General features: G+C 71.0%; 27 protein-coding genes. 19 read left to right on the forward strand and 8 right to left on the reverse strand.

The features are described 5' to 3' along the window. Window positions 1-77: 77 nt before the first annotated feature. The 3 genes from OG598_RS21460 to OG598_RS21470 are packed head-to-tail and all read left to right on the forward strand — an operon-like array spanning window position 78 to window position 2,469. Window positions 78-1,235, forward strand: a complete 1,158-nt coding sequence (locus OG598_RS21460) for a sensor histidine kinase (protein ID WP_328650783.1) — start codon at window positions 78-80, stop codon at window positions 1,233-1,235. Further along, the gene (locus tag OG598_RS21465) at window positions 1,232-1,900 is read left to right on the forward strand and encodes a response regulator transcription factor (RefSeq protein ID WP_328650784.1); all 669 of its coding nucleotides are present in this window, start codon (window positions 1,232-1,234) and stop codon (window positions 1,898-1,900) included. Before OG598_RS21460 ends, OG598_RS21465 begins: the two co-directional genes overlap by 4 nt. A gap of 29 nt (window positions 1,901-1,929) precedes the next feature. Continuing rightward, complete coding sequence (locus OG598_RS21470) at window positions 1,930-2,469, forward strand: DUF1697 domain-containing protein (protein ID WP_328650785.1); 540 nt, start codon at window positions 1,930-1,932, stop codon at window positions 2,467-2,469. Between the two features lie 42 nt (window positions 2,470-2,511). Here the strand turns inward: OG598_RS21470 and OG598_RS21475 are convergent, their stop codons facing one another. Further along, window positions 2,512-3,504 (reverse strand): MBL fold metallo-hydrolase, encoded by a 993-nt coding sequence (locus OG598_RS21475; RefSeq protein ID WP_328650786.1) that lies wholly within the window; start codon window positions 3,502-3,504, stop codon window positions 2,512-2,514. A 154-nt stretch (window positions 3,505-3,658) separates the two neighbouring features. Further along, window positions 3,659-4,582, reverse strand: a complete 924-nt coding sequence (locus OG598_RS21480; protein ID WP_328650787.1) for a serine hydrolase — start codon at window positions 4,580-4,582, stop codon at window positions 3,659-3,661. A 52-nt stretch (window positions 4,583-4,634) separates the two neighbouring features. Here OG598_RS21480 and OG598_RS21485 point away from each other — a divergent pair, with 52 nt between their 5' ends. Both OG598_RS21485 and OG598_RS21490 read left to right on the forward strand, forming a co-directional pair. Further along, window positions 4,635-5,600, forward strand: coding sequence for a LysR family transcriptional regulator (locus tag OG598_RS21485; RefSeq protein ID WP_328650788.1), 966 nt, complete (start codon window positions 4,635-4,637; stop codon window positions 5,598-5,600). Between the two features lie 97 nt (window positions 5,601-5,697). After that, window positions 5,698-6,549: an aldo/keto reductase gene (locus OG598_RS21490; protein WP_328650789.1), complete on the forward strand. Its 852-nt coding sequence runs from the start codon at window positions 5,698-5,700 to the stop codon at window positions 6,547-6,549. A gap of 91 nt (window positions 6,550-6,640) precedes the next feature. Here OG598_RS21490 and OG598_RS21495 read toward each other — a convergent pair whose 3' ends face one another. Then, entirely contained in the window at window positions 6,641-7,483 is an 843-nt protein-coding gene (locus OG598_RS21495) for a helix-turn-helix transcriptional regulator (protein ID WP_328650790.1), read from the reverse strand. 102 nt (window positions 7,484-7,585) lie between these two features. Here OG598_RS21495 and OG598_RS21500 point away from each other — a divergent pair, with 102 nt between their 5' ends. After that, a complete protein-coding gene (locus tag OG598_RS21500) occupies window positions 7,586-8,338 on the forward strand; it encodes an SDR family oxidoreductase (RefSeq protein WP_328650791.1) in 753 nt (250 codons plus the stop codon). Window positions 8,339-8,419: 81 nt separating this feature from the next. Continuing rightward, window positions 8,420-9,406, forward strand: coding sequence for an aldo/keto reductase (locus tag OG598_RS21505; RefSeq protein ID WP_328650792.1), 987 nt, complete (start codon window positions 8,420-8,422; stop codon window positions 9,404-9,406). A gap of 25 nt (window positions 9,407-9,431) precedes the next feature. On the opposite strand, the gene OG598_RS21510 is transcribed toward OG598_RS21505, so the two are convergent. Beyond that, window positions 9,432-9,947, reverse strand: coding sequence for a GNAT family N-acetyltransferase (locus tag OG598_RS21510; protein ID WP_328650793.1), 516 nt, complete (start codon window positions 9,945-9,947; stop codon window positions 9,432-9,434). Between the two features lie 130 nt (window positions 9,948-10,077). Between OG598_RS21510 and OG598_RS21515 the strand changes: the two genes are divergently transcribed. The 3 genes from OG598_RS21515 to OG598_RS21525 are packed head-to-tail and all read left to right on the forward strand — an operon-like array spanning window position 10,078 to window position 12,527. Continuing rightward, window positions 10,078-10,632 carry an NADPH-dependent FMN reductase gene (locus OG598_RS21515; RefSeq protein ID WP_328650794.1) on the forward strand — a complete coding sequence of 185 codons (555 nt, stop codon included), beginning with the start codon at window positions 10,078-10,080 and terminating at the stop codon, window positions 10,630-10,632. A gap of 27 nt (window positions 10,633-10,659) precedes the next feature. Further along, entirely contained in the window at window positions 10,660-11,673 is a 1,014-nt protein-coding gene (locus tag OG598_RS21520) for an ATP-binding cassette domain-containing protein (RefSeq protein WP_328650795.1), read from the forward strand. After that, window positions 11,670-12,527, forward strand: a complete 858-nt coding sequence (locus tag OG598_RS21525; RefSeq protein ID WP_328650796.1) for an ABC transporter permease — start codon at window positions 11,670-11,672, stop codon at window positions 12,525-12,527. Before OG598_RS21520 ends, OG598_RS21525 begins: the two co-directional genes overlap by 4 nt. A gap of 118 nt (window positions 12,528-12,645) precedes the next feature. Here OG598_RS21525 and OG598_RS21530 read toward each other — a convergent pair whose 3' ends face one another. Next, window positions 12,646-15,921, reverse strand: coding sequence for an ATP-binding protein (locus OG598_RS21530; protein ID WP_328650797.1), 3,276 nt, complete (start codon window positions 15,919-15,921; stop codon window positions 12,646-12,648). 168 nt (window positions 15,922-16,089) lie between these two features. On the opposite strand from OG598_RS21530, the gene OG598_RS21535 reads away from it, so the two are divergent. Further along, window positions 16,090-16,542, forward strand: coding sequence for a helix-turn-helix domain-containing protein (locus OG598_RS21535; protein ID WP_328650798.1), 453 nt, complete (start codon window positions 16,090-16,092; stop codon window positions 16,540-16,542). After that, the gene (locus OG598_RS21540; RefSeq protein ID WP_328650799.1) at window positions 16,535-16,903 is read left to right on the forward strand and encodes a DUF4180 domain-containing protein; all 369 of its coding nucleotides are present in this window, start codon (window positions 16,535-16,537) and stop codon (window positions 16,901-16,903) included. Before OG598_RS21535 ends, OG598_RS21540 begins: the two co-directional genes overlap by 8 nt. 5 nt (window positions 16,904-16,908) lie before the next feature. Here the strand turns inward: OG598_RS21540 and OG598_RS21545 are convergent, their stop codons facing one another. After that, a complete protein-coding gene (locus tag OG598_RS21545; protein WP_328650800.1) occupies window positions 16,909-17,544 on the reverse strand; it encodes an 8-oxoguanine DNA glycosylase OGG fold protein in 636 nt (211 codons plus the stop codon). 180 nt (window positions 17,545-17,724) lie between these two features. On the opposite strand from OG598_RS21545, the gene OG598_RS21550 reads away from it, so the two are divergent. Beyond that, on the forward strand, window positions 17,725-18,558 hold the full coding sequence (locus tag OG598_RS21550; protein WP_328650801.1) for a hypothetical protein: 834 nt from the start codon (window positions 17,725-17,727) through the stop codon (window positions 18,556-18,558). Between the two features lie 76 nt (window positions 18,559-18,634). Continuing rightward, window positions 18,635-18,856, forward strand: coding sequence for a hypothetical protein (locus OG598_RS21555; protein WP_285793279.1), 222 nt, complete (start codon window positions 18,635-18,637; stop codon window positions 18,854-18,856). A gap of 65 nt (window positions 18,857-18,921) precedes the next feature. On the opposite strand, the gene OG598_RS21560 is transcribed toward OG598_RS21555, so the two are convergent. Beyond that, on the reverse strand, window positions 18,922-19,827 hold the full coding sequence (locus tag OG598_RS21560) for a hypothetical protein (RefSeq protein WP_328650802.1): 906 nt from the start codon (window positions 19,825-19,827) through the stop codon (window positions 18,922-18,924). A 206-nt stretch (window positions 19,828-20,033) separates the two neighbouring features. On the opposite strand from OG598_RS21560, the gene OG598_RS21565 reads away from it, so the two are divergent. Further along, a complete protein-coding gene (locus OG598_RS21565) occupies window positions 20,034-20,918 on the forward strand; it encodes a fibronectin type III domain-containing protein (RefSeq protein WP_328650803.1) in 885 nt (294 codons plus the stop codon). A gap of 76 nt (window positions 20,919-20,994) precedes the next feature. Next, the gene (locus OG598_RS21570; protein ID WP_328650804.1) at window positions 20,995-22,470 is read left to right on the forward strand and encodes a hypothetical protein; all 1,476 of its coding nucleotides are present in this window, start codon (window positions 20,995-20,997) and stop codon (window positions 22,468-22,470) included. Window positions 22,471-22,679: 209 nt separating this feature from the next. Here OG598_RS21570 and OG598_RS21575 read toward each other — a convergent pair whose 3' ends face one another. Beyond that, the gene (locus tag OG598_RS21575; RefSeq protein ID WP_328650805.1) at window positions 22,680-23,642 is read right to left on the reverse strand and encodes an FAD-binding oxidoreductase; all 963 of its coding nucleotides are present in this window, start codon (window positions 23,640-23,642) and stop codon (window positions 22,680-22,682) included. Between the two features lie 220 nt (window positions 23,643-23,862). On the opposite strand from OG598_RS21575, the gene OG598_RS21580 reads away from it, so the two are divergent. From OG598_RS21580 to OG598_RS21590, 3 genes are all read left to right on the forward strand, one after another. Beyond that, a complete protein-coding gene (locus OG598_RS21580) occupies window positions 23,863-24,381 on the forward strand; it encodes a flavoprotein (RefSeq protein ID WP_328650806.1) in 519 nt (172 codons plus the stop codon). 121 nt (window positions 24,382-24,502) lie between these two features. Continuing rightward, window positions 24,503-26,020 carry a hypothetical protein gene (locus tag OG598_RS21585; RefSeq protein ID WP_328650807.1) on the forward strand — a complete coding sequence of 506 codons (1,518 nt, stop codon included), beginning with the start codon at window positions 24,503-24,505 and terminating at the stop codon, window positions 26,018-26,020. Further along, the gene (locus OG598_RS21590; RefSeq protein WP_328650808.1) at window positions 26,017-26,553 is read left to right on the forward strand and encodes a GNAT family N-acetyltransferase; all 537 of its coding nucleotides are present in this window, start codon (window positions 26,017-26,019) and stop codon (window positions 26,551-26,553) included. Before OG598_RS21585 ends, OG598_RS21590 begins: the two co-directional genes overlap by 4 nt. The last annotated feature ends 8 nt before the right edge of the window (window positions 26,554-26,561 follow it).

Consider the following 26,561-nt stretch of genomic DNA (forward strand, 5'->3'; position numbering starts at 1 on the left):
ACGCCGGTGCGTCGTCCTGTGGGATGACCACCCGCAGGCTGACGCGGCCGACCCGGCCGGCCGTTACCGTTCGACGGGTGACCGCTCACCTGCTGACCCGACGGATGCGGACGGTGGACCTGTACACCGTGGACGCCCTGCTGGCGGTGGCCGTCGGTGGACTGCTCTGCCCGTACGCGGCGCTGGAGTCGCCGCTGCACGGCGGCGTACGCGAACCCCTCTGGGTGTCGGTGCTGGCCGGGATGGCCCTCGGGCTGCCGTTGGCCGTCCGGCGACGGTGGCCGATGGCGGTGGCCGTCGTGATCAGCTCGATCACCACAGTCACCCTGATCACCGGGGTGATACCCAACTTCGCGGCCGCGGCTCCGGCGTTCGCCATCGGCCTGTCCTTCTACACGGTGGCCGTGGCGACGCCCACCCGCCGGTCGATGCTCTGCGCCGCCGGTTGTCTGGCGCTGGTGAGCGTCGGCCTGGTGCTGACCGCGGGCGACCTCTGGTCGCGCAGCGGCGCTGTCGCCTACGCCGCCGTCATGGTCGCGCCGGCCTGGGTGATCGGTTGGCAGATCCGGGAGCGACGCGCCCTCGCCACCCGGCAGAGTGATCAGCTTGTCCGTCAGGCTGCCACCGAGGAGCGGTTGCGGGTGGCGCGCGAGCTGCACGACGTGGTCGCGCACACGCTCAGTCTCATCGTGGTGAAGGCGGCCGTCGCCAATCACGTCGCCGAGGCCGACCCCCGCGAGGCGGGTGCCGCGCTCCGGGTCATCGAGGAGACCGGCCGCACCGCGCTGACCGACGTACGTCGGGTGCTCGGCGTGCTGCGCGAGGACAGCCCGTACGCGCCGACGCCGGGGCTGGACGAGTTGCCCCTCCTCGCTCGGCAGGCGGCGATCGGCGGCGTCGACGTGCAGCTCGACGTGCGGCGGGACGAGCCGGCCGGCGCGGTGCCGGAGTCGGTGGGCCTCGCTGTGTACCGGATCGTGCAGGAGGCGGTGACGAACGTGGTGAAGCACGCGGCACCGGCTGCCTGCCGGGCCACTGTGACAGTCCTGCCCGACGAGGTGCGGGTGGAGGTGACCGACGACGGCCGGCGGCCGGTCCTGCTCGGCGGGGAGGGGCACGGGTTGATCGGCATGCGCGAACGGGTGGCGTTGCACGGCGGGGAGTTCCGGGCCGGCCCCCGCTCCGACGGTGGCTTCGCGGTGACGGCCAGCCTGCCCTACCGGGTGGCCGCGTGATCCGCGTGCTGATCGCCGACGACCAGGCGTTGCTGCGCGGCAGTTTCCGGCTGCTGGTCGATCTCAGCCCGGACTGCACCACTGTCGGTGAGGCGGGCACCGGCGTGGAGGCTGTCGCGTTGACCGGGCAGCACCGGCCCGATGTGGTGCTGATGGACGTCCGGATGCCGGAGATGGACGGCATCGAGGCGACCCGGCGGATCTGCGCCGACCCGGCGACGGCCGACACCCGGGTCATCATCCTGACCACGTTCGACCTCGACGAGTACGTCTACGGGGCGCTGCGCGCCGGAGCCAGCGGGTTCCTGCTCAAGGACACCCCACCGGCGGACCTGCTGACCGGAATCCGGGTGGTCGCCGCCGGGGAGGGGCTGCTCGCGCCGACGGTGACCCGCCGGCTGATCGACGAGTTCGCCCGACAGCCGGAACCGACCCGGCGGCTGCCCCGGCAGCTCGACGGGGTGACCGAGCGGGAACGGGAGGTCCTCGCGCTGATCGCCCGGGGCCTGTCCAACGCGGAGTTGGCCGCGCACCTCAACCTCAGCCAGGCCACCGTCAAGACGCACGTCGGGCGGCTGCTGACCAAGCTGGCGGTACGCGACCGGGCGCAACTGGTCATCGTCGCGTACGAGACGGGCCTCGTGGGGCCGGGCGGCCTACGCTGAGCCGGTCGGTCCGCACCCGAGGAGGAGCCATGACCCGGTACGTCGCCCTGCTGCGTGGGGTAAACGTCGGCACCACCCGCCTGGCGATGGCCGACCTGCGCCGAATCGTCACCGACCTCGGGCACGAGGACGTCAAGACGTACCTGCAGAGCGGCAACGTGGCCTTCGGCAGCACGGTGCGCGACGCGGAGAAGCTGGCCGCCGGCATCACGCGGGCGCTCACCGACGAGCTGGCGTTGACAGTGCCGGTGCTGGTGCGCAGCGGCCGGGAGTTGGCGGCGATCGCCGGCGGCAACCCGTACGCCGACCGGGAGGACGACCCGACGCGGCTGCTGGTGGCCTTCCTCGCCACCGCACCGAAGAAGTCCACTGTGGATTCCCTGACCGCGCCTGGTGGCGAGAACGTGTCGTTCACGGTGACCGGCCGGGAGGTGTTCCTGCACTACGTCGACGGCGGTTACGGGCGGTCGAAGTTCACCAACGCGTACCTGGAGAAGAAGCTCGGCGTGGTGGCCACCTCCCGCAACTGGAAGTCGGTGCGGGCCCTGGCGGAGATGACCGCCTCCTGACCGGGGTGGGGGTCGCGGCTCGGCGACCCCCACCGACGCTGCTCAGAAGTGGTACGCGGTCTCGTACTCGGGCACCAGCACCCGGCTGCGCGGCGAGATCCGCCGGACCGCCGCGATCATCTCGTTCAGGCGGGTGCGGTCGGTCGGGGCGACCGGCGGCGGGTTCTGCAACGCCGTCTCGAAGTTGTCGTAGTGCACCGGCACCACGACCTTCGGGTAGTCGAGGCCGGCCAGCAGCCGGGGCAGGTAGTCGCCGGTGGTGGTGGCGTTCTGCATGGCCACCATCGCCACGTCGGGCGCGAGGCCGGTGAGGTTCCGCTCGGCGACGTCGCTGGCCCCGGTGAAGTAGACCGACGGCCCGCCGTCGACCCGCAGCAGGTAGCCCAGCGTGTCGCCCTCCGGCAGGTCGGCGATGGTGGCCGGCTGCGGCGGCGGGCTCACCCGCACCCCGGGAAAGGCCACCGAGTACGACGGGTTGCGGCTGTGCAGCGAGCCGACCACCTCGACGCTGTGGTCCCCGAAGTCCAGCACCTCCCCACCCTTCACGGTGCTGAGCTGCGTCGACGGCACCCCGTAGGCCAACCCCAGGTGGTACGCGGTCAGCGTGCCCAACACCCGCGCGCCGGTGCGCTTGGCGATGTACGGCACGTCCATGAAGTGGTCCCAGTGGGTGTGCGTGACCAGCACCGTCGTGGCCCGGTCGACCCGCGGGTCGATCACGTCGGTGCGCACCGTCAACGCGGTATCGGTCTTGAACGGCCCGGTGAACAGCCCGGTGTCGATCCGGCTGAGGAACGGGTCGACGAGAACGGTGCGGTCGCCGATGTCGACGCGCCAGCCGGCCGTACCCCACCAGCGGAAGCTGACAGCGCCCTTGCGGCGAGCGGTCGGCGTGGGCGCGGCAGTCGGGGTTGCGGCGGTCGAGGGTGCCGCCTGGGCCGGGGTGGTGACGCCGGCGGCGAGGCCACCGGCGGAGACCAGGGCGGTGGTGGCGGCGGCGTCGCGCAGGAAGCGTCGGCGGTCGAGACTGGGCATGCGGATCTACTCCCCGTGGTCGGGTGACGTGTCGACCACGAGCCAACCAGCGGCACCGGGCCACGGTCCAAGATCAAGGGCCGTCGGTTTCGATACGCCAGCGGATATCGGTACTGCTCAGCGGGGGTGCGGCGGCGCTCGGAGGGTCGCGAAATCAGTCGCCGCGCAGCGCCTCGACGGCCGTCCGGGCGGCCTCCCCCATCGCCAGGTCCACGTCGATGCGGCGCGGCGTCAACTGTTCGGCGCGGGCGAAGACGGCGATCGCGTACCGGCCGCCGTCGGGGTATTCGGCGACCCCGGCCTCCAGGTGGAACCCGGGCAGGGTGCCGGTCTTTCCGGAGACCCGGACGCCGGGCGGGAAACCGGCGGCCAGCCGGGTCCAGAAGATCTGCCGGGCCATCCAGGTGCGGACCATCGCGCAGGCCGCCGCCGGCCCGGCCTCGTCCCGCCAGATCAGCGTGAGCAGTCGGGTGATCTCCCGGGCGGTGCTGGACGTGGTGTGCGCGGGGTCGAAGACCCGCATCGCCCGGACCCGGTCCGCCGGCAGCGTGGGGAAGATCCGGGCGAACTCCGCCTCGGTCCGGGCGCCCACGTCGGCGAGCATCATCTCGACCAGTTCCCGAGGGCCGCCGAGGACGCGGGTACGGGTCAGCCCCAGCTCGACGGCGAGCATCGGCAGCAGGTCCGGGCCGACCCGGCGCAGCAGCAGGTCGGCGGCCGTGTTGTCGGTGACCGACATGGCGAAGTACGCGAGGTCGCGCAGCGACACCTCGGCGTCGTCGTCGCAGCCGGCCAGACCCCACCCACCGAGCCGGTCGGCGGCGGTGACCAGTACCCGCTCGGTCGGGTCCAACTGACCGGCCTCGACCTGCCGGGCGAACTCCAACACCAGCAGGACCTTGAAGATCGAGGCGATCACCACCTGCTCGTCGGCCCGCACCCCGACCTCGCGGCCGCCGCCGGCCGGGCCGCCACAGTCGACGGCGCTCAGGTCGACGGCGTCCAAATCCGCGACGTGCAGGCTGGCCGTCACCCCGACGGCGGCGAAGATGGCCTCGATGCGTTCCTCCACGTCCACGCCAGCACGGTATCCAGCGCCGCAGTGGCCACGCTGGCGTAGGGTCCGGGCCGTGGATCTGCTCCGGCACCTGCGGCACTTCGTGGTGGTCGCACACGAACTGCACTTCGGGCGGGCCGCGGAGCTGCTCGGGATGGCCCAGCCGCCGCTGAGCCAGTCGATCCAGCGGCTGGAACGGGAGCTGACTGTCGAGCTGTTCGACAGGTCACGCCGCCAGGTACGCCTCACCACCGCCGGTGAGCTGCTGCTGGGCGAGGCGGAGGAGCTGCTCGCCGGCGAGGGTCGACTCCGCAGCCTGATGGGGCAGATCCGCGCCGGTGAGCTGGGCGTACTCCGGGCCGGGGTGCCACCGGAGACGCCCGCCGTGACGCTGCGCTCGCTGCTGGACGGGCTCACCACCCGGGCACCCGGCCTGGACGTGGAGCTGCACGAGCTGACCACTGCCGAGCAGGTGCGGATGCTCACCGAGCGGACCCTGGACGTGGGGCTCGTGCATCACCCGGTGGCGGCGGACGGGCTGCGCTTCGGCGCCCCGGTCGACGTACCCCTGGGGGTGCTGCTGCCGCGCACCTCGCCGCTGGCCCGCGACCGCGAGGTGACGCTCGCGTCGCTGGCCGGTCTGGACCTGGTGGCCGCTCCCCGCGCCACCGCCCCCGGCTGGCACGACCACCTGCTGGCGGTGTGCCGGCAGCACGGGTGGCACCCGGCCCGGGTGCGTCCGGCCCGCAACCCGGAGTTCCTGTGCGGGCTGGTGCTGGCCGGCGGCGGGGTGGCCGTGGAACCGGCGGCGGTGGCCCGCCGGGAACCACGGATGGCGTGGCGGCCGATCACGGACGCGCCGCTGGCCAAGCGCACCTCGGCGGCCTGGCCGGACCGGTCGGCGCACCCGGCGGCGGCGATGTTCGGCCAACTCGCCGCGGAGGTGCTGGCCGACGCCGAGCCCACAGCTCCCGCGCCGGCCGCGACGTCGGTGCCGGCGGCACGGCCGTGGCCGGTGCTGTTCGACACGACCGGGTGAACCGACCGGCCGTTGCGTTCGTCACCCCCGATTGGGCGGTGGATCGTCCACCCACCCGGGTATGGATGACAGGAAACGAAGACGCGAAGGAGCCGCAGTGGCAATCACGATTCCCGACATCAGCCTGAACGACGGCAACACCATTCCGCAGCTCGGCTTCGGGGTGTTCCAGATCGAGCCGAAGGACACCGTCGCGGCGGTGACCACCGCACTGGAGGTGGGCTACCGGCACATCGACACCGCTGAGATGTACGGCAACGAGGCCGAGGTCGGCGAGGCGGTACGCGTGTCCGGCCTCGACCGGGGTTCGGTCTACGTGACCAGCAAGCTGAACAACGGCTTCCACCGCCTCGACGACGCCCGCCGGGCGTTCGACTCGACGCTGGCGGCGCTGAAGATGGACTACATCGACCTGTTCCTGATCCACTGGCCGCTGCCGACCCTGTACGACGGCGACTACGTCTCGACCTGGAAGGTGCTGGAGGAGTTCCAGCGCGACGGCCGGGCCCGCTCGATCGGCGTGTCCAACTTCCAGGTGTCGCACCTGGAGCGGCTGGCCGCCGAGGCGAGCGTCGTGCCGGTGGTCAACCAGATCGAGGCGCACCCGTACTTCGGCAACGACGAGGTCCGCGCCTACGGCCGTGAGCACAACATCCTCACCGAGGCGTGGTCGCCGATCGCGCAGGGCAAGGTGCTCGACGACCCGACGGTCGTCGACATCGCCGGGCAGCTCGACCGGACCCCGGCGCAGGTGGTGCTCCGCTGGCACGTGCAGCGCGGCGACATCATCTTCCCGAAGTCGACCACCCCGAAGCGGATCGAGGAGAACACCCGGATCTTCGACTTCGAGTTGGACGACGCGGCGATGGAGCGGATCACCGCGCTGAACAAGGGTGAGGCCGGCCGGCAGGGCCCGAACCCGGACACCTTCGCCTACCTGCCCAACTGACCTGAGCCGCCGACCCGTCGGCGGTGATGTCCCGGTGAGCGCTATACCTCAGAGTCATAAATATGCCTCTGCGGTATAGCGCTCTTCGGCGTCAGGAGCCGACGCGCTCGGCGATCCGGCGGAACACCGCCTGGGTCGGCGAGTCGGGCTCGGGGACGTAGACGATCAGCCGCTGCTCGGTCTCCGGCACCAGCAACACGCGGCACTCGAACTCCAACGACCCCAGGCGGGGATGCGGCACCCGCTTGATCACGGGACGGCGCTCCTCCACCTCGTGCTCGGCCCAGAGCTGGGCGAACCGGGGCGAGGTGCCGAGCAGCTCGGTGACCAGCTCGCGGATCGCCGGGTCGGCCGGGTAGCGGCCGTAGGCGGCCCGCAGGTCCGCCACCGTGCTGTGCACGAAGCGGCGGGCGTCGGCGTCGGTCCAGTGGCCCTCGGTGACCGGCTGCCGGAACGTCCAGCGGATCATGTTGCGCTCCGCGTCCGGCACGGCCGCGAGGTCGCCCAGGAAGTACGTGGCCATGCGATTCCAGGCCAGCACCTGGTACGCGGCGTCGACGAGGTACGCCGGAGTCTCGGTCATCGCGTCCATCAGGTGCCGCAGCCCGGGTGTCACCTCCCGGCTCGGCCCGCCGGCCGGCAGCGGATTCTCCCCGGCGATCCGGAACAGATACTCGCGCTCGTCCCGACTGAGCAGTAGCGCCCGGGCCATCGCGGCGAGCACCTGCCGCGACGGGTGCGGCCCCCGGCCCTGCTCCAGCCGGATGTAGTAGTCGATCGACATCCCGGCGAGCTGGGCCACCTCCTGTCGGCGCAGCCCCGGGGTGCGCCGGCGTTCGCCCTCCGGGAGCCCAACCTCGGCGGGGCGCAGCCGGGCACGGCGGGTACGCAGGAACGCCGCCAGTTCGTCACGCCGCAGCCCACTGCTCGTCATGCCCCCAGCATGCCCCGGGCCGGGCCGGCGAGGGTGGTACCGCCGGTCCCAGCCTCGGCCCGTCTCTCCCCGGGCGCGGCCAGCCCGGCGAGGCTCGACGGCATGACGAACACGATCGCCCTGATCACCGGGGCCAACAAGGGAATCGGCTTCGCCACCGCCCGGCAGCTCGGCGCCCTCGGGATGACAGTGCTGGTGGGGGCGCGGGACGCCGAGCGGGGTCGGGCAGCCGAACGGGAGCTGCGCGACGGCGGCGCGGACGCGGTGTTCCTGCCGCTCGATGTCACCGATGCCGAGTCGGTGACGGCCGCCGCGAAGCGGGTGGAGGCGGAGTACGGCCGGCTGGACGTGCTGGTCAACAACGCCGGCATCATCCTCGCCGACGGCGCACGGGGACTACCGAGCGAGACGGAAGTGGCGACGCTGCGCCGGCTGTACGAGACGAACGTCTTCGGGGTGGTGGCGGTGACCAATGCGCTGCTGCCGCTGCTACGCCGCGCACCAGCCGCCCGAATCGTCAACGTGTCGAGCGAGGTCGGCTCGATAGCGGTGATGACCGACCCGAACGGCGCACTGTTCGAGCTGACCTCCGTGCCGTACCCGTCGTCGAAGGCGGCGCTGAACATGCTCACCGCGATGTACGCCAAGGAACTGCGGGACACCCCGATCACTGTGAACGCGGCCAACCCGGGCTACTGCGCCACCGACCTGAACGCCAACAGCGGCTTCCGCACGGCCGAGCAGGGCGCCGAGGTGAGCGTGCACCTGGCCACCCTGCCGGCCGACGGGCCGAGCGGGCTGCTCTGGGGCTACCAGATGGACGCCGGCGGCGGGTACGGCGTGCTGCCCTGGTGACCGAGCGCTTGACCTGGAGTGCGCTCCAGCCGGCACTGTGAGTCGTGCGCCCACCGGTAGGGCGCACGAGAGGAGATCCCCATGCGGTACCGCACGATCGGCGCCGACCCGGCGACCCGGCGCGAGGTCAGCGTGCTCAGCCTCGGCGCGATGCTCTTCGGCAGCGCCACCGACGAGGCCACCTCGTACGCGATCCTCGACCGGTACGTCGAAGCCGGCGGCACGTTCATCGACACGTCGGACAACTACGCGTTCTGGGTGGACGGCGGCCAGGGCGGGCAGAGCGAGGAACTGCTCGGCCGGTGGCGGCGCAGCCGGGGCGTCGGCGCCGACATCGTCATCGCCACCAAGCTGGGCGCCCGGCCGCTGGCCCCGGGGACCAGCTACCTGGACAACGCCGAGGGCCTCTCCGCCAAGGTGATCCGCGAATCCGCGGAGCGCAGCCGGGAGCGGCTCGGGGTGGAGCGGCTGGACCTGCTCTACGCGCACATCGAGGACCGGACCGTGCCGCTCCAGGAAACCGTGGAGGGCTTCGCCGAGCTGGTCGCCGAGGGCACTGTGGGTCTGCTGGGCGCCAGCAACCACCGGGCCTGGCGGGTGGAGCGGGCCCGCGCGTTGGCCGCCGCCGCCGGCCTGCCGGGGTACGAGGTGCTCCAGTACCACCGCAGTTACCTGCCGAACCGCACCGACCTGGTCAGCGAACTGGACCCGGACGGCGAGCCGGGCGGCGTCAGCGGTGACCTGCTCAGCTACCTGCGGGCCGAGCCCGAGCTGACCCTGGTGGCGTACTCGCCGCTGCTCAAGGGGGCGTTCACCCGGGCGGACAAGCCGCTCAGCTCGGCGTACGACCTGCCGAGCGCGCCACGGCGACTGGCCGCGCTGCGGGAGGTGGCCGGGCAGAGCGGCGCCACTGTCAACCAGGTGGTGCTCGCCTGGTTGCTGGGCGGTGAGCTGCCGTCCATCCCGCTGGTGGGCGCCTCGTCGGTGGCACAACTGGAGGAGAGCCTGGCAGCCGTCGACCTGGAGCTGACCGCCGAGCAACGGCACCGCCTCGACACCACCTGGTGACCTGTCACCGGCCGCCCCGCCGACCTCAGCTCACCGTCGGTGGGGCGGTCAGGTCCAGTTGCCAGTCGTTGGCACGCATCATCTGCCCCGGCGGGTATTCGAAACCGGTCTCGCCGAGCAGCGTGAAGCCTGCCTTGCGGCACACAGCGTTCGAGGCGGGATTGTCGACCGAGGGGTAGGCGTGGGCGTAGTGCCGGTCCCGTCGGGCGCGGGCCACGTCCACCACCGCGCGCACCGCCGCGGTCGCCAGCCCCTGCCCCCGGTACGCGGGCAGCACCGCCCAGCCCAGCTCGTACACCGGCTGGTCACGCCACTCGCGGGCCCAGTAGCCGACGCTGCCCGCCCGCACCCCGTCACCCAGCACCAGCGTGAACATGCAGCCCTGCTCGGTGCCCGAGAAGTGCACGTACCGGTCGTGTCGGGCGAGCACCTGCTCGTCGGTCTCCGGGCCGCCGGTGTGCTTGCGGGTGTCCGGTGAGTTGAGCTGCCGCAGCAGGTCGAGGTCGTCCTCGTGCCACGGCTCGATGCGTACCTGTGCCATTTCGCCCCCGTTCGTCGACCCCCAGTCAAGCCGATCCCACCGACATTTCGCCCCGAACCGCGCCCGCTAGATCGGATCTAGCGGGCGCGTGTCGTCACCTCGCGCCTTCAGTGTGGAAGGGGGGTGGGCCATGGCACCGTTGCGGATCGCCGTGATCGTCGGCAGCACCCGGGAGGGACGGGTCGGCGACCGGCTGGCGGCCTGGTTCGTCGAGCAGGCCGCGCGGCACGACGACCTGGCGGTGACTGTCGTTGACCTGACCGAGTACGACTTCCCGGCCACCTACCCCGCCGAGCCGACAGCGTCCATCCGGGCGTTCGTCCGCGAGGTGGGCCGGGCGGACGCGTTCGTCGTGGTCACCCCCGAGTACAACCACAGCTTCCCGGCACCCTTGAAACAAGCCATCGACTACGCGTACGACGAGTGGCAGGCCAAAGCGGTCGGCTTCGTGTCGTACGGCTGTCGTTCCACCGGCCTGCACGCGGTCGACCAGCTACGTACCGTCTTCACCGCACTGCACGCGATGACGGTGCGCGACGTCGTCGGGATCGACCTGCTCGCCGGCGAGCCGACCGCCCAGTGCACCGACGAGCGGCAACGCGACGTCGGCGTCCTGCTCGACCAGCTGCGCTGGTGGGGTCTGGCACTGCGCGACGGCCGGGCGGCTCGACCCTACGTCTCCTGAACACGTCCAACGCGAAAGGTAAGGATCATGAGTAGACGCACCACCGGTCTGGCCATCGAGGCCGAGGGGCTCACCCGCTCGTTCGGGGACACCCGGGCGCTGGCCGGCATCGACCTCCAGGTGCCCGCCGGCACCGTTTACGGTCTGCTCGGCCCGAACGGCGCGGGCAAGACCACAGCGGTCCGGGTGCTCGCCACGTTGCTGCGACCCGACGGCGGCTCGGCCCGGGTCTTCGGGCACGACGTGGTCACCGAGGCCGACAAGGTCCGGTCCCGGGTCAGCCTCACCGGCCAGTACGCCTCCGTCGACGAGGACCTGACCGGCACGGAGAACCTGGTGCTCCTCGCCCGCCTGCTCGGCCTGCGCAAGCCGGCCGCCCGCGAGCGCGCCGCGGCCCTGCTGGCCGCGTTCGGTCTGACCGAGGCGAGCGACCGCCAGGTGAAGAAGTACTCGGGTGGGATGCGGCGACGCATCGACATCGCCGCCAGCATCCTGAACACCCCGGATCTGCTCTTCCTCGACGAGCCGACGACCGGCCTCGACCCGCGCAGCCGCAACCAGGTGTGGGAGATCGTGCGGGCGGTGGTGTCGCACGGCACGACGGTGCTGCTGACCACCCAGTACCTCGACGAGGCCGACCAGCTCGCGGGGCGGATCGCTGTCGTCGACCACGGCCGGGTGATCGCGGAGGGCACCCCTGGTGAGTTGAAGTCGTCGATCGGCTCCGGCACCGTCCACCTGCGACTGCGTGACCCCGCTCAGCGCCCCGAGGCGGAGCGGGTGCTCCGGGAGGCGCTCGACGTGCCGGTGCAGCTCGCCGCCGATCCGGTGGCGTTGACCGCCCGCGTCGGCGAGGCCGGCACCGATCTCGACGCCAGCGCCCAGGCCTCCCGTGCGCTCGGCGACCTGGCCCGCGCCGGCATCGTGGTCGACAACTTCTCCCTCGGCCAGCCGAGCCTGGACGAGGTCTTCCTGGCCCTGACCGACCACCCCGCCGTGCCGACCGACGAGCGCGACGACGAGCTGGAGGCAGCCCGATGAGCGACACCACGACCACCACAACCGAACGGGCGCCGACCGTCTACGTCCCGTCCGCCGAGGCGCTGGCGACAGTGCTCGCGCCCGGTGCCCGACCGCCCCGGCCGAGCGCGCTGGGCGCGTCGCTCACCTTCGGCTGGCGGGCCATGCTGAAGATCAAGCACGTGCCGGAACAGCTCTTCGACGTGACCGCGTTCCCGATCATCATGGTGCTGATGTTCACGTACCTGTTCGGTGGCGCCCTCGCCGGCAGCCCGCGCGAATACCTCCAGTTCTTCCTGCCCGGCATCATGGTGACCAGCGTTGTCATGATCACCATGTACACCGGCGTCGGCCTCAACACCGACATCGAGAAGGGCATCTTCGACCGGTTCCGGACGCTGCCCGTCTGGCGTCCGGCCGCCCTGGTCGGCATGATCTTCGGCGACGTGCTGCGCTACATCCTCGCCGCCGTGGTGATCCTGGGTCTCGGGCTGGTGCTCGGGTTCCGCCCCGAAGGCGGGGTGGCCGGGGTTGTCGTCGGGATCGGGCTGCTGGTGGTCTTCTCGTTCGCGTTCTCCTGGGTGTGGACGTTCTTCGGGCTGATCCTGCGCAGCGAGAAGTCGGTGATGGGAGTCAGCATGATGGTGCTGTTCCCGCTGACGTTCCTGAGCAACGTCTTCGTCGAGCCGAGCACCATGCCCGGTTGGCTCCAGGCGTTCGTGAAGGTCAACCCGGTGACTCAGCTGGTGGCCGCGATCCGCGGAGCGATGAGCGGCGACTCGGACCCGTCGGCAACGATGTGGCTGCTGCTGTGGAGCGCCGGCTTCGTCCTGGTCTTCGGCACCCTGACGATGTACAAGTACAACCGTCGCTAACCCCCGCTCCCGCTCCCGCTCCCGCTCCCGCGATCTTGCACTTACTGTCCCGGCAAGGGTGGTAAATCCACCTGAACCGGCGACCGAAAGTGCAAGATCGCGGACGGCTGGGGTGGGGTTAGAGCCGCCAGGGCAGCGGCCCGGGGGGCAGGTAGCGGCAGGTGGTGCCGGTGGAGACGGCGTCGCGCAGGTGGCTCGCCAGTGGCGGGTGGCGGTCGTCGAGCTTGCGGAGCGTGTCGCGGATTCGCGCGGTCACCGTCTTGCGGGCCCGCTCGGCCTCGTCGCCCAGGCGGCGGCTCCGGCCAGCCAGTCCTGCTGCGGCACGCAGCTCGTCGAGCAGCGCACTCCGTTCGGCATCCAGTTTGGCCACCTTCTGGTCGTCGTCGCGGGCGGCGGCCCGGTCGATCTCCTCGTCGAGGCGGGCCAGGTGCCGCCGGTAGCGGGCCTTCGCCTCGTCGTCGAGGACCGGGTCGGCGCCCATCCGGCGGGCGGCGATCAACTCCGGCCCGGCCGCCGGGTCGAGCAGTTCGACAGCCGGTACGTCGCTGCCCGGGCGACTGAGCAGCAGGTGCAGGTCGTGCAGGCCCTTGGCGTCGGGCAGGTGCACGACGACACCCTCGTACGCGAGCTGCCAGACCGGCCCGTCGCGCCGAAACTCGTACCCCTCGATCGCAGCCGCGACCGGCACGGCCTGGCCGGGCGCGACAACCTGGCCCGACCCGGCAGCCCGGGCCGACCCGACGGCCTGGTCGGGAAGGTCGGCGTCGGGGGCCGTCGGGGCGGCGAGCCGGTGGAGCACCTGCGTCATGCCGAGGACTGTCGCCTCCTGGACGGCGGCGGCGCGCAACACGGTCGACGTCGCTGTGTCGCCCGGGTGACCTCGGCCGGCGAGGGCGTTGACGAGGCCGGTGCGGGCGAGCAGCGACCAGGGCCGGGAGCCCAGCCGGTCGGCGGAGTCCCGAGCGGCGGTGAAGCCGGCGATGGCGTCGTCCCAGCGTTCCTGGGCGGCGTCGATCAGCGCCAGCCAGTGGTCGACGGGGCCACTGATGTCGCAGCCGAAGAGTCCTACCGTCCACTCTCCACGGTGCGGGGCCAGCGCGGCTCGCGCGGTGTCGCAGCGCTTCGGGTCGGCGGACGCGGCGGCGGCCTGCGCGCGTAACCGTAGCCAGAGCGGTGACACCGGGCGCGGGTACCGGATGGCGGCGGCCTCGATGCCGGCGGTCAGCCGGATCGCCGTCTCGCCGTCGCCCCGCTCGGCCGCGGTGATCGCCCGCAGCAGCTCCCGGTAGGGGTAGTCGATCGGGGCCAGCCCGTCCACCAGCGCGGCGGCCTCGGCGACCCGGCCCTGGAGCAGCAGTCGGGACCAGCGCAGGTGGTGGCCCATGAACCCGAACTCGGTGTGACCCGGGTCGGTCTGGTCGGTGAGGATGGCGAACCGTTCGTCGGCAGTGGCGAAGTCACCCTGGAACGCCGCGATGATCCCGCTGTCGATGGCCGCGGCCATCCGGTGCCGGGCGAAGTCACCCTGCCGTTCGGCGTCGACGAAGGTGGTGAGCTCCTCGGCGAAGCGAGGGTCGCCAAGCTCCAGCAGCGCCACCCAGCGCAGCGAGGTGGCCCACAGCTCGGTCTCCCGGTCGCCCGTCCGCCGGGCCACGTCCCGGATCTCGGCGGTGAGCGCGGCTCGGGTCGCGGCGGTGCCGAGACCCCAGGTCGTGTCGTGGCGGGCCCAGAGGCTGAAGGTGAGCGCCTCGTCGTCCTGCCCTCGACGGGCGATCGTCTCGCTCGCGGTGATCAGGTCCGCGACCAGGGCGCCGACAGTCGCTGTGGCGTCCGGGTCGCCGATCAACCGGCGGTACGCCTCGCGCACCAGCTCCGCCGCCTCGATCGACTGGGCGGTATCGACCTGGCGGGAGCGGTTCACTGTCAGCGCGACCCGGGCCAGCAGCACCGGTTCGTCGAGTGAACGGGCCAGCGTGGCGGCCTCGGCCAGTAGTCGCGTGACCTCTTCCCGGCGGGCGTGGTGATAGTGCGACTCGGCGAACTCGACGAGGATCCGCACTCGCTGTGCCGGATCTTCGACGACCTCGAGGGCTCGGCGGAAGTGCACCGCCGCCTCGTCGCCGGCCAGCCGGGCGAACGCGTCCCGCCCGGCGGCGACCAGCAGCGTGGCCACCCGGGCCCGGTCGAGCGCGGGGCCGGCCAGGTAGGCATGGCGGGCGAGGTCGGCCGGGATCAGCCGGTCGGTGAGCTCCCGCAGGTCGTCGACCGCCCGGACGACAGCGCCGTGCCGCGCCCGCCGGTCGTCGTCGGTCAGCCCGTCGTAGAGGGTTTCGCGGACCAGGTCGTGGGCGAAGGCGAAGCGGCCACCGCCCCGGGCGACCACCAGTCGGGCGGTCACCGCCCGGTCGAGCAGCCGGTCGACCTGTGCCGCCGGTGCGGCCGCGCAGGCCGCGAGGACCTGACGGTGGAACTCGCGACCCAGTACGGCGGCGACTGTCAACGCCTCCACCACGGCGGCGGGCAGTTGGGCCAGGCGGCGGCGCACCGCCTCCCGTACGCCGGGTGCGATAGTGCCGACCGCGTCGTCGGCGTGCCACAGCCGTGCGGTCTGCTCGACGAAGAACGGGTTGCCGCCGGTGCGCCGGTGCACCTCGTCGACAAGGCTGGCCTCTGGCTCCCGGCCGGCGGTCCGGGTCATCAGTGCGGCCACCTCGTCGCGGGTGAAGCCGGTGAGGGTGATCGTGGTGGCCTTCGCGACCAGCGGCATCAGCAGCGGGCGCAGCGGATGCTCGCCCGACTCGACCTCGGCGTCACGGTAGGTGCCGATCAGCAGGAGCCGCTCGAACCAGGTGTGCTGGGCGGCGAAGCTCAGCAACCGCAGCGAGGCCGGGTCGGCCCAGTGCAGGTCGTCGAGGACTACCACTACCGGCCGGTGCTGGGAGACGGCGACAAGGGCGGCGGTCACCGCGTCGTACAGCGCGAACGCCTCCTGGTCGGCGGCGTCCGGGCCGCTGTCGACGCCGGCCCAACTGACGAGGCGACCGGCCTGCTCGCCGCCGGCGCCGGACTGGCCGAGCAGGGCCGCGAGGGCCGGTTCAGCGGACTGGCGCGCCACCGCCCAGTCGTCGGCGGAGCGCCGCAGGGAACGCAGCACCTGCACCCACGGCCAGTAGCCGGGGGCGCTGTCGGAATCCCAGCAGGCGGCGCCGAGCACCAGCGCGCCTCGCTGCCGGGCCTCCCGGGCCGCCGACGTGACAAGGGTCGTCTTGCCGATGCCCGGCTCGCCGGTGACCAGGGCGAGACCGCCGTGGCTGGTGGTGGCGCGGTCCAACTCGGCGCGCAGCAGACCCGCGGGGTGATCCCGCCCGATGATGGCGTCGCCGAGCGCGTCCATGGTTTCCAGACGGTACTGGACCGGTCCGACAGCGCGGGCGAGTTAGTCGGCGGAACGCCTCGCGGGGCCTCGCCGACCCAGGTGAGTTCGGAGCCTTTGGAGCTGATGTCGTCAACGAGTCGGACCCATCGCTCCCTATGCTTCCCTATTGGGATAGCGTAGGGAGCGATGACGGAAGAAATGTACTCGGTTGAGCAGGTGGCCGACCGGCTCAACCTGCATGTGCGCACGGTGCGCGGCTACATCCGCTCGGGCCGGCTGCGCGCGGTGCGGATCGGTAAGCAGTACCGGATCGCCGCCAGTGATCTCGACGCGCTGACCGGCCAGGCCCCGACCGCGCCCAGCGTCGCCAGGCAGGCGGAGGTGTCGAGCATCGTCCAGGTCGACGGTGTCGACAGGGCCGCCGCCGACCGGCTCGGCACGCTCGTGCTCACCAGCGCCAACACTGGCCACGACCAGGCCAACCCGTTGCGGGTGCAGACCGTGTACGACGAGCAACGCCACCGCCTGAAGATCGTCATCCTGGGTGACCCGGCCGCCACCGCCGAGTTGCTGCACCTGCTCGACGCCGTGCTCAACGCCGACAACGGCCTGCTCGACCGGGAGGTCCACGATGTCTGACGAGATCCAGGAACGCGCCGGAGTGCCGGTGCTGGTCTGCGACCCGGCGGGGCCGCCGGTGGCCACCGAGCAGGACGCGCTGGACCTGATCGGGGCGGCGTTCCTCGGCGCGCAGGTGGTCGCCGTCCCGGCCAACCGGCTCGACGAGCGCTTCTTCTCGCTGGGCACCCGCTTCGCCGGCGACGTGATGCAGAAGTTCGTCAACTACCGGGTGCGGCTGGCCGTCGTCGGCGACATCTCGGCGCAGCTCGCGGAAAGTTCTGCGTTGCGCGCCCTGGTGCACGAGTCGAACCAGGGCGGGCAGATCTGGTTCGTCCCCGACCTCGACGCGCTCGACGCCCGCCTCCGCGCCGCCCGATAGCCACCTCACCGGTCCGGCACTACCGCCATCTCCACCGCGTCGGGCTCCACTCCCCTGGCCCGAGCCTGCTCGGCGGCCCACCGCAGGTAGGCCAGCCACTCCTCGGACGACCAGCCGTTGCGCCGGCCGACACCCGCCTCGGCGGGGAGCAGGCCGGCCACCACACGGTCGAGGATCAAAGGCTGCACGCCGCCCACCCCGCGCCGGTAGCCGACGAAGTAGAGGACCTTCGTGAACAGGCCCGGCCCCAACCAGGGCAGGCGAGCGTGATCGGGGTCGCGGAAGCGGCGGTACGCCGTACGCAGCGCGGCCTCGTCGGGCGCGGGCGCGGACACCTCTTCCAGCGCGTACGCCAGGCGTGTGCCGAACGGATCGGCGTCGAGCGACCTGGCGGCGCGCCACGGGCCGTACCCGATGGGGCCGTAGGCCCAGGCCAGCACTGCCGTCAGTAGGTGCCGTGGGCTCGCGGACCCCGCCCGGTACGCGTCGGCCACCGCGAAGACGTCGCGCCGCCAGAGCTCACCGCTCGCCGGCAGGCCCTCGGGCCACGCGTCGGGCGGCAGCCCCGCCCGCCAACGGTCGACGTTCACTGTGACCGGGGCCCGCTCGCCCGGTAACACCACACCTTCGGTCGTCTGCATGGTCGCCTCCCACAGATCGCGCGCTCGCGGAACTCCGTGGTTCGGACGCTATGGTCGAACGCTTCTGCCTGCCGCCCGCCGACAGCAAATCGCGGTATCGACAGCAGGGGCCGTCTGCCTTTCGGACGGTCAGCATCCGGCGGGGTCGTGAACGTCGCACTGTTGACCTACGGTGCTCCCGTGCTTCCCCGAAACATGAAGATCCTCGATCAGGTCCGCGCCGAGGCGCTGCGCCGCGGCATCGCCGCTGCCGACGTGGAGCGCTGGCTGGAACTCGCCCGCCCGTCTGCGCTTCTGACACAGGGGGGTGACGGGCCGGTAGTGGGCGCCATCCGTGGGCCCGTGATGCTTCCGGCCGACGCCAAGGACCCGACGTTCCCCTTGATCGCCACCATCGACTGCGCTGCCCTTCCGGCAGACGTGACCGACCTTCCGCTACCGGCCGACGGCCAACTGCTGCTGTTCGGCTGGCCCGAAGAGCACGGTTACGGCCAGGTGATGTACGTGCCGGCGGGCGTCGCCGTCGAGGAGCGGGAGCAGTATCCGCCGGGCTTCCCTGCGGACGACGAGGAGTTCGCCGAGGTCTACGCGGAGATCCCGCAGGGCGATCTGCACCTCACCGTCGACATCTCTCTGCCCTACGTCAAGACGATCCCGGGGCCCCCGTGGTCTCCGCCGCTGCCGGGAGATCCCCCGTTCGAAGAGCTGACCAAGGTGTGGCAGGACGTCCTGGACAAGGTGCCGGGCGGCCCGTTCTCCTATGGAGGCTGGACGACGCCGCTGCTGTTGGGCGGCTACGGCACTGACTGCAACGGTTTCAATCCCGCGTGGTTGGGCGCCAACCCCTCGGGCCGGTCCGGCCACGACGAGTCGGACCATGGTGACTGGGTGCTGCTGGCCGAGTTCCACGGCGGCAGACAAGGCGGCGCGAGCATCCACTGGGTGATCCAGCGGGCCGACCTGAAGGAACGACGCTTCGACCAGGCCACCGTCCTCGTCTACTGGAATCCGTGACTCTGCTCGCTCCCCCGGGCACCGGAGCTGACGAGGGCTCAGGACTAGCCGCACAGTGACCGGGTACGCGCGATCCATGGGTAGCCACAAGCAGAACAAACACGACAACGGCGGCGAGTCGGCACGAGGCCGGCGGCATTCGGGCAGCGGCGCTCCGGGCCGCCAGGGCTCGACCGTGGAGCACTCGCCCGACCAACGGCACCGCCGTACCGCGACCGGCCCGGCCGGCACCGAACGCGACCTGGGCCGGGCCAAGGTCTCGGGCGACGGACGGATCCAGCGCCAGGGCGGCTCCTGAGCCGAGCACTCAGCCGGTGCAGCGGCTCGCACGTTCGCGGGAATGCTGCACCGGCTGAGCGGTTTCTACGGCGTGGCGCAGATGGCGTACGCCGTGTCCGACCAGTTCCCGGCGAACGCGTCCTCCTCGTACGCGCCGGACGCCGCGGACGTCGGGGCGGTCGCGGGGCCGCCGTTGGGGCGGAAGTCGTCCACGACGCCCTCGCCGGTCACCCCGATCAGCTCGTAGCCGGCGCCGGTCAGCACCTTCCCGACCGGGCACGTCGCCGTGACGCTACGGAAGTCGAGGGAGTTGCTGGCCCCCACGGCCGAGGTGCGCACCAGGCCCGCGAGGGGGTTGGCGCAGATCGCGTACGCGGTGGCGGACCAGTTCAGGGCCGTGGCGTCCGACTCGTACGCGCCGACGGTGACAGCGGTCGGTGCCGTGGCGACGCCACCGTTGGGACGCAGGTCGTCGACGACGCCTTCGCCGGTGATGCCGTTGAGTTCGTAGCCGGTGCCGGTGAGCACCTTCCCGACCGGGCACGTCGCCGTGACGCTGCGGAAGTCGGCCGAGTTGGTGACGCTGGTTGTGGCCACCCGGACCAGGCCGGGCACCGGGTTGGCGCAGATCGCGTACGCCGTCACCGACCAGTTCCCCGCGAACGCCTCGGTCTCGTAGGCGCCGACGGTGACGGCTGTCGGTACCGTGGCGACGCCACCGTTGGGACGCAGGTCGTCGACGACGCCTTCGCCGGTGATGCCGTTGAGTTCGTAGCCGGTGCCGGTGAGCACCTTCCCGACCGGGCACGTCGCCGTGACGCTGCGGAAGTCGGCCGAGTTGGTGACGCTGGTCGCGGCGACCCGCACCAGACCGGGGACCGCGGCGGACGCCGGGCTCGCCGGGACGAGCACCGCTCCGGTTACGACAAGACCGAGCACGAGTACTGACGCTCGGGCGCCGTACCGCCGGGTTTTGTTCTGAGCACGCATGTGTTTCTCCCGTCTGGGGCCGGACGGGGCGGCAGGTGCGACGCCGACGTCGAGGCCGTTCGTGATGACGGGTTCACGCTATGTAGCCACGTGACCAGGCATTATCTCGAATCCGACTACGTCACGTAACGGACTGGATCCGCGTTCGGCGTCTCTGGACTGACGGACGATGCACAGGCATCGATGCCGGTGCATACCATTCGCCTATGCCTGCTCGCCGTGTCGCCGCCGCCGTCGCCCTCGCCGCGCTGGCGAGCCTGCTCGCCGTCAACGCCGCCCGCGCCGACGGGCCGGCGATCAGCACCCCGGGCACCCCCACTGTGGTGGCCAACGAACCACATCAGCTCACCCTCAGCTGGGCGCCCTCCACCTGGGTCGAGCCCGGCGCGGAGCAGCCCATCAACTACGAGGTGCAGGTGCCGCTGGGCCCGAACACGTACCGCTTCCTCGGCTCCACGACCGACACCACGATCACTTTGACCGACCTCGCACCCGGCACGACGTACCGGATCGCGATTGCCGCCCGTGCGCTCGGCGGCTACTCCGACACCTCGCCCACCACCACAGTGCGCACTGCGGCCGGCCGCGCGACGGTCAGCTACCTCAACCTGGACTGGTCCCCCACGAACAACCAGATCCAGCACCTCCTGAAGGTGACAAACACCGGCACCGCGCCACTCGACCTGAGCACGGTGCGGGTGCGCTACCACCTGCGCTTCGAGGGCGCCAACACCTCGCTGGTGCCGAACTGCGACTGGGCCGCGCTGGGTTGCGACCGGATCCGGCAGACCGTCCAGTTCTTCATCCCGCCGGGCGGGCCGCCGGCCGGGATGACGACGCCAGCGCCGCCGGGTTACCCGATCCCGGGAACGCCCGTCCCCGGCTGGGTGGAGCTGACCTTCACCGACGGCACGCTCACGCCGGGCCAGTCGACCGGGCCGATCCAGCTACGGCACCACCGGCACAGCTGGAGCAACATCGACGAACGCGACGACCCGAGCTGGCTCGCCGCCACCGGCCAGTGGACCTCAAACGACCGGATCACGCTTGACGTCGACGGGGTACGCGAGTTCGGCGACACCATCAGTTGACGTACCAACGGCACCGCCTCATCCGACTGTCGAACGCCTCGGCCCCTGGCTTGACCTGTCGCCTTACGATCCGCTCATGCGGCGCGAGGAGATAGACGAAGTTACTGTCATCCAACGCAATATGCCTGGCACCCTGGCCGCGTCGCTGACGTTTGGGTGCGGCGCCCGCGACGAAGAGATCGACTCCATCGGCCTGACTCATCTCGTCCAACACCTGGTGGACTGGACGGAGGATCACGTCGCGGAGCGGTACGAGGACAACATCTGGATGAATGACACGTCATTCCTCGCAGGCGGCCCACCGGATCAGGTAGCGGAGCATCTCGCCACCATCTGCTCGGCCATCAGCAATCTTCCGCCCGAGGATCTGTCCGACGCGGTCGCGGACCTCAATGCGGACAGCCGGTACGTCTCGAACATCGAAGAAGGTCTGCGCGACCCGTGGGGAGCGCTGCTGTCGCGGCGTTTCGGGCCGAGCGGATACGGCCTGTCGCGCTGGCCCGCAGTGGACTACAAGCTCTTCACAGCGGACGAGATCCGACGGTATGTCGAAAGGTTCTTCACCAGCGGCAACGCGGTTCTCACCCTGACGGGCGAACCGCCTCAGGCGATGCGACTGCCATTGCCCGCCGGCCCGCGAGTCACCCGCAGCACGCCACTCGTCAACAACCAAATGGGCCCGATCTGGTACGCCGACGAGGTCCGCGGCGTCGCGCTGACGGTCGGTGTCGAACCCAGCGCGGAAGCTGTCGTTCTGATGTGGGCGCTGCGGTCGCGAGTCGCTGAGGCAGTAGACGAGGCCGGGGTGGCCACCGGTGCGGAATTCATGTGCGAGGTCGTCGACAGGACGCGGCACGAGCTCGGGTTGAGGGTCACACCAGACTTCGGCAGGAAGGGCAAGAATTTCGACGCCACCGTCGCGGCGGAGCTCCTCTGGGCCGAGCTGCAACGGCTTGCCGCCGATGGGATCGATCAAGTGGAGATCGCCGACCGGGTGCCAACGCAGCGCATGACCATGGAGGGCGACATCGAATGGATGCAGTCGATCAGCGAGCTTCAACCCTTGGCCCACCAGGAGCTGCTCGGCACGGCTGAGATCCACGGCTCGGAATCACTCAGCGAGCTGACTGGGCTTACTCCGGACGCGACACGGGACATCGTGTCGGGCTGGCTCTCAAGCGCCATGATCGTCGTACCGTACGGGTCGAAACCCAACCTTCCTCGCGCCACCGAGGATTCCTGCCCGACCACCCGCTTCGTGCCAGCAGGTGAGGTCGTCAGGCCGCCGTTCTCCAAGCGGTTCCACAACAAGGGCAGGCTGGTCATCGGCATCGACGCGATCTCTACGGTGGATGGTGACGGGAACGTGCACACCGTCCCGCTGTCCCAGGCACTCGTGGTCGAGCGGTTTGGCGTCATCCGGCTCGCCCACCTCGGCCACGGCTGCGTCACCACGATCTCGGACTTCGCTGACGCTGCCGACAAGCTCCGGGCCGTCCTGCCGCCGCGGCGTTTCCGCCAGGCCGTCAAGCAGCTCAGTTCCAACTGGTAACCGATCGTCGAGGATCATGATCGGCGCGTACGCGGGCCGATCAGAGTTCATCCGGCAGGCAAGCCGTCAGCAAGTGAAGCCTTCGTGCAGGTGGATGCGGGCGGCGGGGATGCCGAGTGCGCACAACCGTGGCCGCGCGTCGGCCAGCATCGCGGGTGGGCCGCAAAGGTAGATGTCCTGGCCGGGCTGGTGATGGTCGAGGGCGATGGTCAGGCGTCGCCCTGCTCGGCCGGCTCGGCGCAGGGGTCGTCGGAGAGGGCCGGCACGATGGTCAGCCAGTCGTGGGCGCATTGCAGCTTGTCCAGGGCGATCGCGTCGTACAGGTCGGTGAAGGTGTGCGCGCCGACGATCAGCGTCACCCGCCGACCGTCGCGTGCGGCGGCGACCTGTTCGACCAGGGCGCGCAGCGGTGCCACGCCGGTGCCGCCGGCGACGAGCAGCAGATCGTTGGTGCTCGACGGTTCGAGGCGCAGCCCGGTGTCGACGGGCGGGCCGAGCCAGAGCGGCTCGCCGGGGCGTACCTCGTGGACCAGGCGGTGGGAGACGGCGCCGGCGGGTACGGCGCGGACGTGCAGCTCGACGGTGCCGTCCGCGCGTGGGGCGTTGGCCGGTGAGAGCCAGCGCCAGTGCCCAGGCAGGCGCGGCGTGCAGACCGGCACGGCCTGACCTGGTTGGAAGGGCAGCCGTCGCCAGGGACGTACCGTCAGGATGGCGATGTCGGGCGACGGCCGATCGTGGCCGATCACCTCGACGTGCCACCAGGCTCGGCCGTCGCCGGCCCGCACGGCGGCGCGACGGATGGCGTGCGTGGCGCGGTACAGGGCGCGCTCGGCGGCGATGGCGAGGTGCGGCGTCCACAGTGGGCGCGCGTGGCGGGCGACGGTGGCGAGCAGCGCGTCGCCGATGGTGGTGGTGTGCGGGAGGAGGTCGAAGTGACGGTACGCGTGGCCGAGCACCCGGAGCAGCGCCGCCCGGTTCGCCGGGTCGTCGCCGCCGACCAGGAGGCGGCCCAGCGCGGTGAAGAACAGCGGCGCGTCGCGGTGTGGGAGCAGCCCGGGGCGGCGGTCTTCGAGGGTGCACCAGAAGTCTCCGGCGGCCCGCACGTCGACGACCGACTCCCAGGCGGCGGCCAGGCCCACCCGAGCCGGGTGGTCGTCGTTCACGGTGGGCATGCCGGCTCCAAGTCGTTGAGTCATGGGCTGGCACCGGGGCGGGCGGGGAGGAGCTGCGCCGTTGAGGGCCGGCGCAACTCCGGGACAAGGCACCCGCCCCGGGCCATGCGTCGACTGTCGCGGCTGACCAGGCACAACGGCATGTCATGGTGATCGTTGACGGCATACGTGATCGGTATGCCCGCGACGTCGCTACTGTCGAATCGGGCAGACTGCGGGCATGACGGAACGTCCGGTGCTGTATCTGGTCGTCTGCGCCGCGGGTCCGGCGGAACACATCGACGAGCTGGTCGACCTCCTGATCGCCGACGGATGGCGGGTGTGCATGATCGTCAGCCCGACCGCCGCGACGTGGCTCGACCGGGCGGCGTTGCAAGACAAGACCGGCTATCTCGTACGCGTGGAGTGGCGGATGCCCGGCGACCCGGAGCCGCACCCGCCGGCCGATGTGGTGGTGGCCGCGCCGGTCACGTTCAACACGGTGACGAAGTGGGCGCTGGGCATCAACGACACGCTGGCGCTCGGCGTCCTCAACGAGTCGCTGGGGGCGGGGCTGCCGATCATCGCGTTTCCGCACACCAAGGCAGAGCTGGCGGCGCACCCGGCTTTTGCCGCTCACCTGGAGGTGCTGCGCGCTGCTGGCGTGGTCGTGGCGGACGGGAAACCGCTGGAGTCGGTGAACGGGCCGGGGCGTTGGAGCTTGGTCGTCAAGGCGCTGCGGGCGGCGCGCCCGTCCTGAGTAGTTGTAGTCCGTTCGCTTGTCCGGCGGTCCATTGACGATATGCGTCGCGCGTATACCAGCGCTCCACGCAGCGTGTTCAATGGATAGGTTCGATGAGGCGAGACGGACGGAGCCGCCGGTGACCCACGCGAACTGCCCTCGGTGCGGCGGACGGCTGGCCCGGGACAACGACAGCGGACGGTGTACGCCGTGCCAGGCCGCCGAGCGGGACCGGTTGAGCACGCCGCCGAAGGTGCCGGCGAGCTTCTGGGACCACGAGCCGGTGCGACAGGCCCTCGCCGAGCGGCATCTGGGACGGGTGATCCGGGCGTACCGGTGCCACCCGTATCACGGGCGGGTCGCCTTGCCGCAATCCGTGGTGGCGGGGTGGTTGAGCATCACGCAGGCGCAGCTCAGCCGGGTGGAGAACGGCCCGCCGCTCGTGCACCTGGACCGGCTGACGCACTGGGCACAGCTGCTGCGGGTGCCAGCAGAAGACCTGTGGTTCCGCCTCCCTGATCAACCTTGCTGGACCGATACGAGCCTCATCGCAGACGGCACCGATCCCGCAGATGGCGACGATCAGCCCACTGAGCAAGGCGAGCGGGGAGCCGTGGCCGTTAGCGTGGAGGAGGCATCAAGCCAAGGGGGTGGCGCTACGGACCGCCGACGATTCAACGTACTGGCTGCGCTCACGGGACTGGCTGCGAGTGGTCACACGTACCTGCTCGCGGGGCCGGCCGAGATGCCCAGGACAATCGGCATGGAGCAGGTGCAGCTTGCCAGCGCCCTGGTTGACGACCTCCGGCGGGCAGACGCGGTAGCAGGCGCAGACCTGCTCTGCGACGTCGCCATCCAAGTGCACACCAAGCTGTCCTCTTGGGCGGCGCGGGCCAGCTACAGCAGAGAGGTCGGCGACGCCCTCCAAAGCGCATTGGCCGATCTCTCCATCGAGGCGGCCTGGCTCGCCATCGACGCCGAACGACGGCCCGAGGCGAGGCCGTACCTCAATGAGGCGATAGCCCGTGCCCGAATCGCGGATGACCCACGAGTGGAAGTCCGTGCCCTGACGCACCTGTCCCTACTGATCCGCGAGAGCCAACCTGGCGAGGCGCTGCACTGCGCCGAAGCTGCTCTACGGGTCTCCGCCGGTTGGGCCACACCTCGACTCACCACGTTGCTGCACCTGCGCAGGGCGCACGCTTACGCTGTGCTCAGGGATGCCAGTGGATTCAGTCGGGAGATGACCAAGGCCCGCCGGGAGTTGGACCGCGGCTCTCATGAGGATGACCAAGGTTTCGTGCACTTCGTGAACGCCCAAGAGTTGAACGGGATCGAAGGGCTCTCCTACCTTGCCCTCGACAGACCTGAGCGCGCTGTTCAGTCATTGCGCTCAATCACTGCCAATCCCTCGCCTAGCCATCGGCGGAACCAGGTCTACTACACAGTGCGGCTCTCGGAGGCGGCATACCGGCAGGGCGACGTCAACGAGGCGGCACGTATCGCTCTGGATGTCCTGGCAGCCGTGAACCAGATCAACTCGAAGCGAGTAAGCCAGCATTTCGCGCAGGTGCGCGGAAGTCTGGCAGCGCCACGACAGGCGACCACGGCAACCCGCCAGTTCGTCGACGCCTACGACCAGGCGGTGAGCCTGTGATCGAGGGTCTGCAACTTCGTCATCACAGCGCCGACGAGGCTAAGGAGATCCTCGATCAGCTCGTCGGCCTCTACCTGGAGGTCTACGCGGGTGGCGGCGAGTTCTACAGCGAGGACCGCTACCGGCGTCAGCTCGACCTCCACATGCAGCGAGCCGGGTGGGAGCTGGCCACCGCAACGGTCAACGGGGCCTCGGTCGGCTACATCTACGGGTTTCCACTCCCCCCGCAGACGCGATGGTGGGACGGGATCCACGAGCCCGTGCCGCCGGGGTTCACCGAGGAGAACGGCAAACGCACCTTCGCGCTCAGCGAGCTGCTGGTACACCCCGCCTGGCGACGTCAGGGCATCGCGAAGGCGCTGCATGACGCACTGATCCAGAATCGAATTGAGACGCGGGCAACGCTGCTGGTCCGACCAGACAATGTTGCCGCCCAAATGGCGTATCGCTCCTGGGGCTGGGGCAACGTCACCAAGCTGCAGCCGGCCTGGGAAAATGCGCCAGTCTTCAATGTGCTGATTCGCGCCATCTAGCAGAAATG

Origin of the sequence: Micromonospora sp. NBC_00330, from assembly GCF_036136635.1 — a bacterium.
Taxonomy (GTDB): domain Bacteria; phylum Actinomycetota; class Actinomycetes; order Mycobacteriales; family Micromonosporaceae; genus Micromonospora; species Micromonospora salmantinae.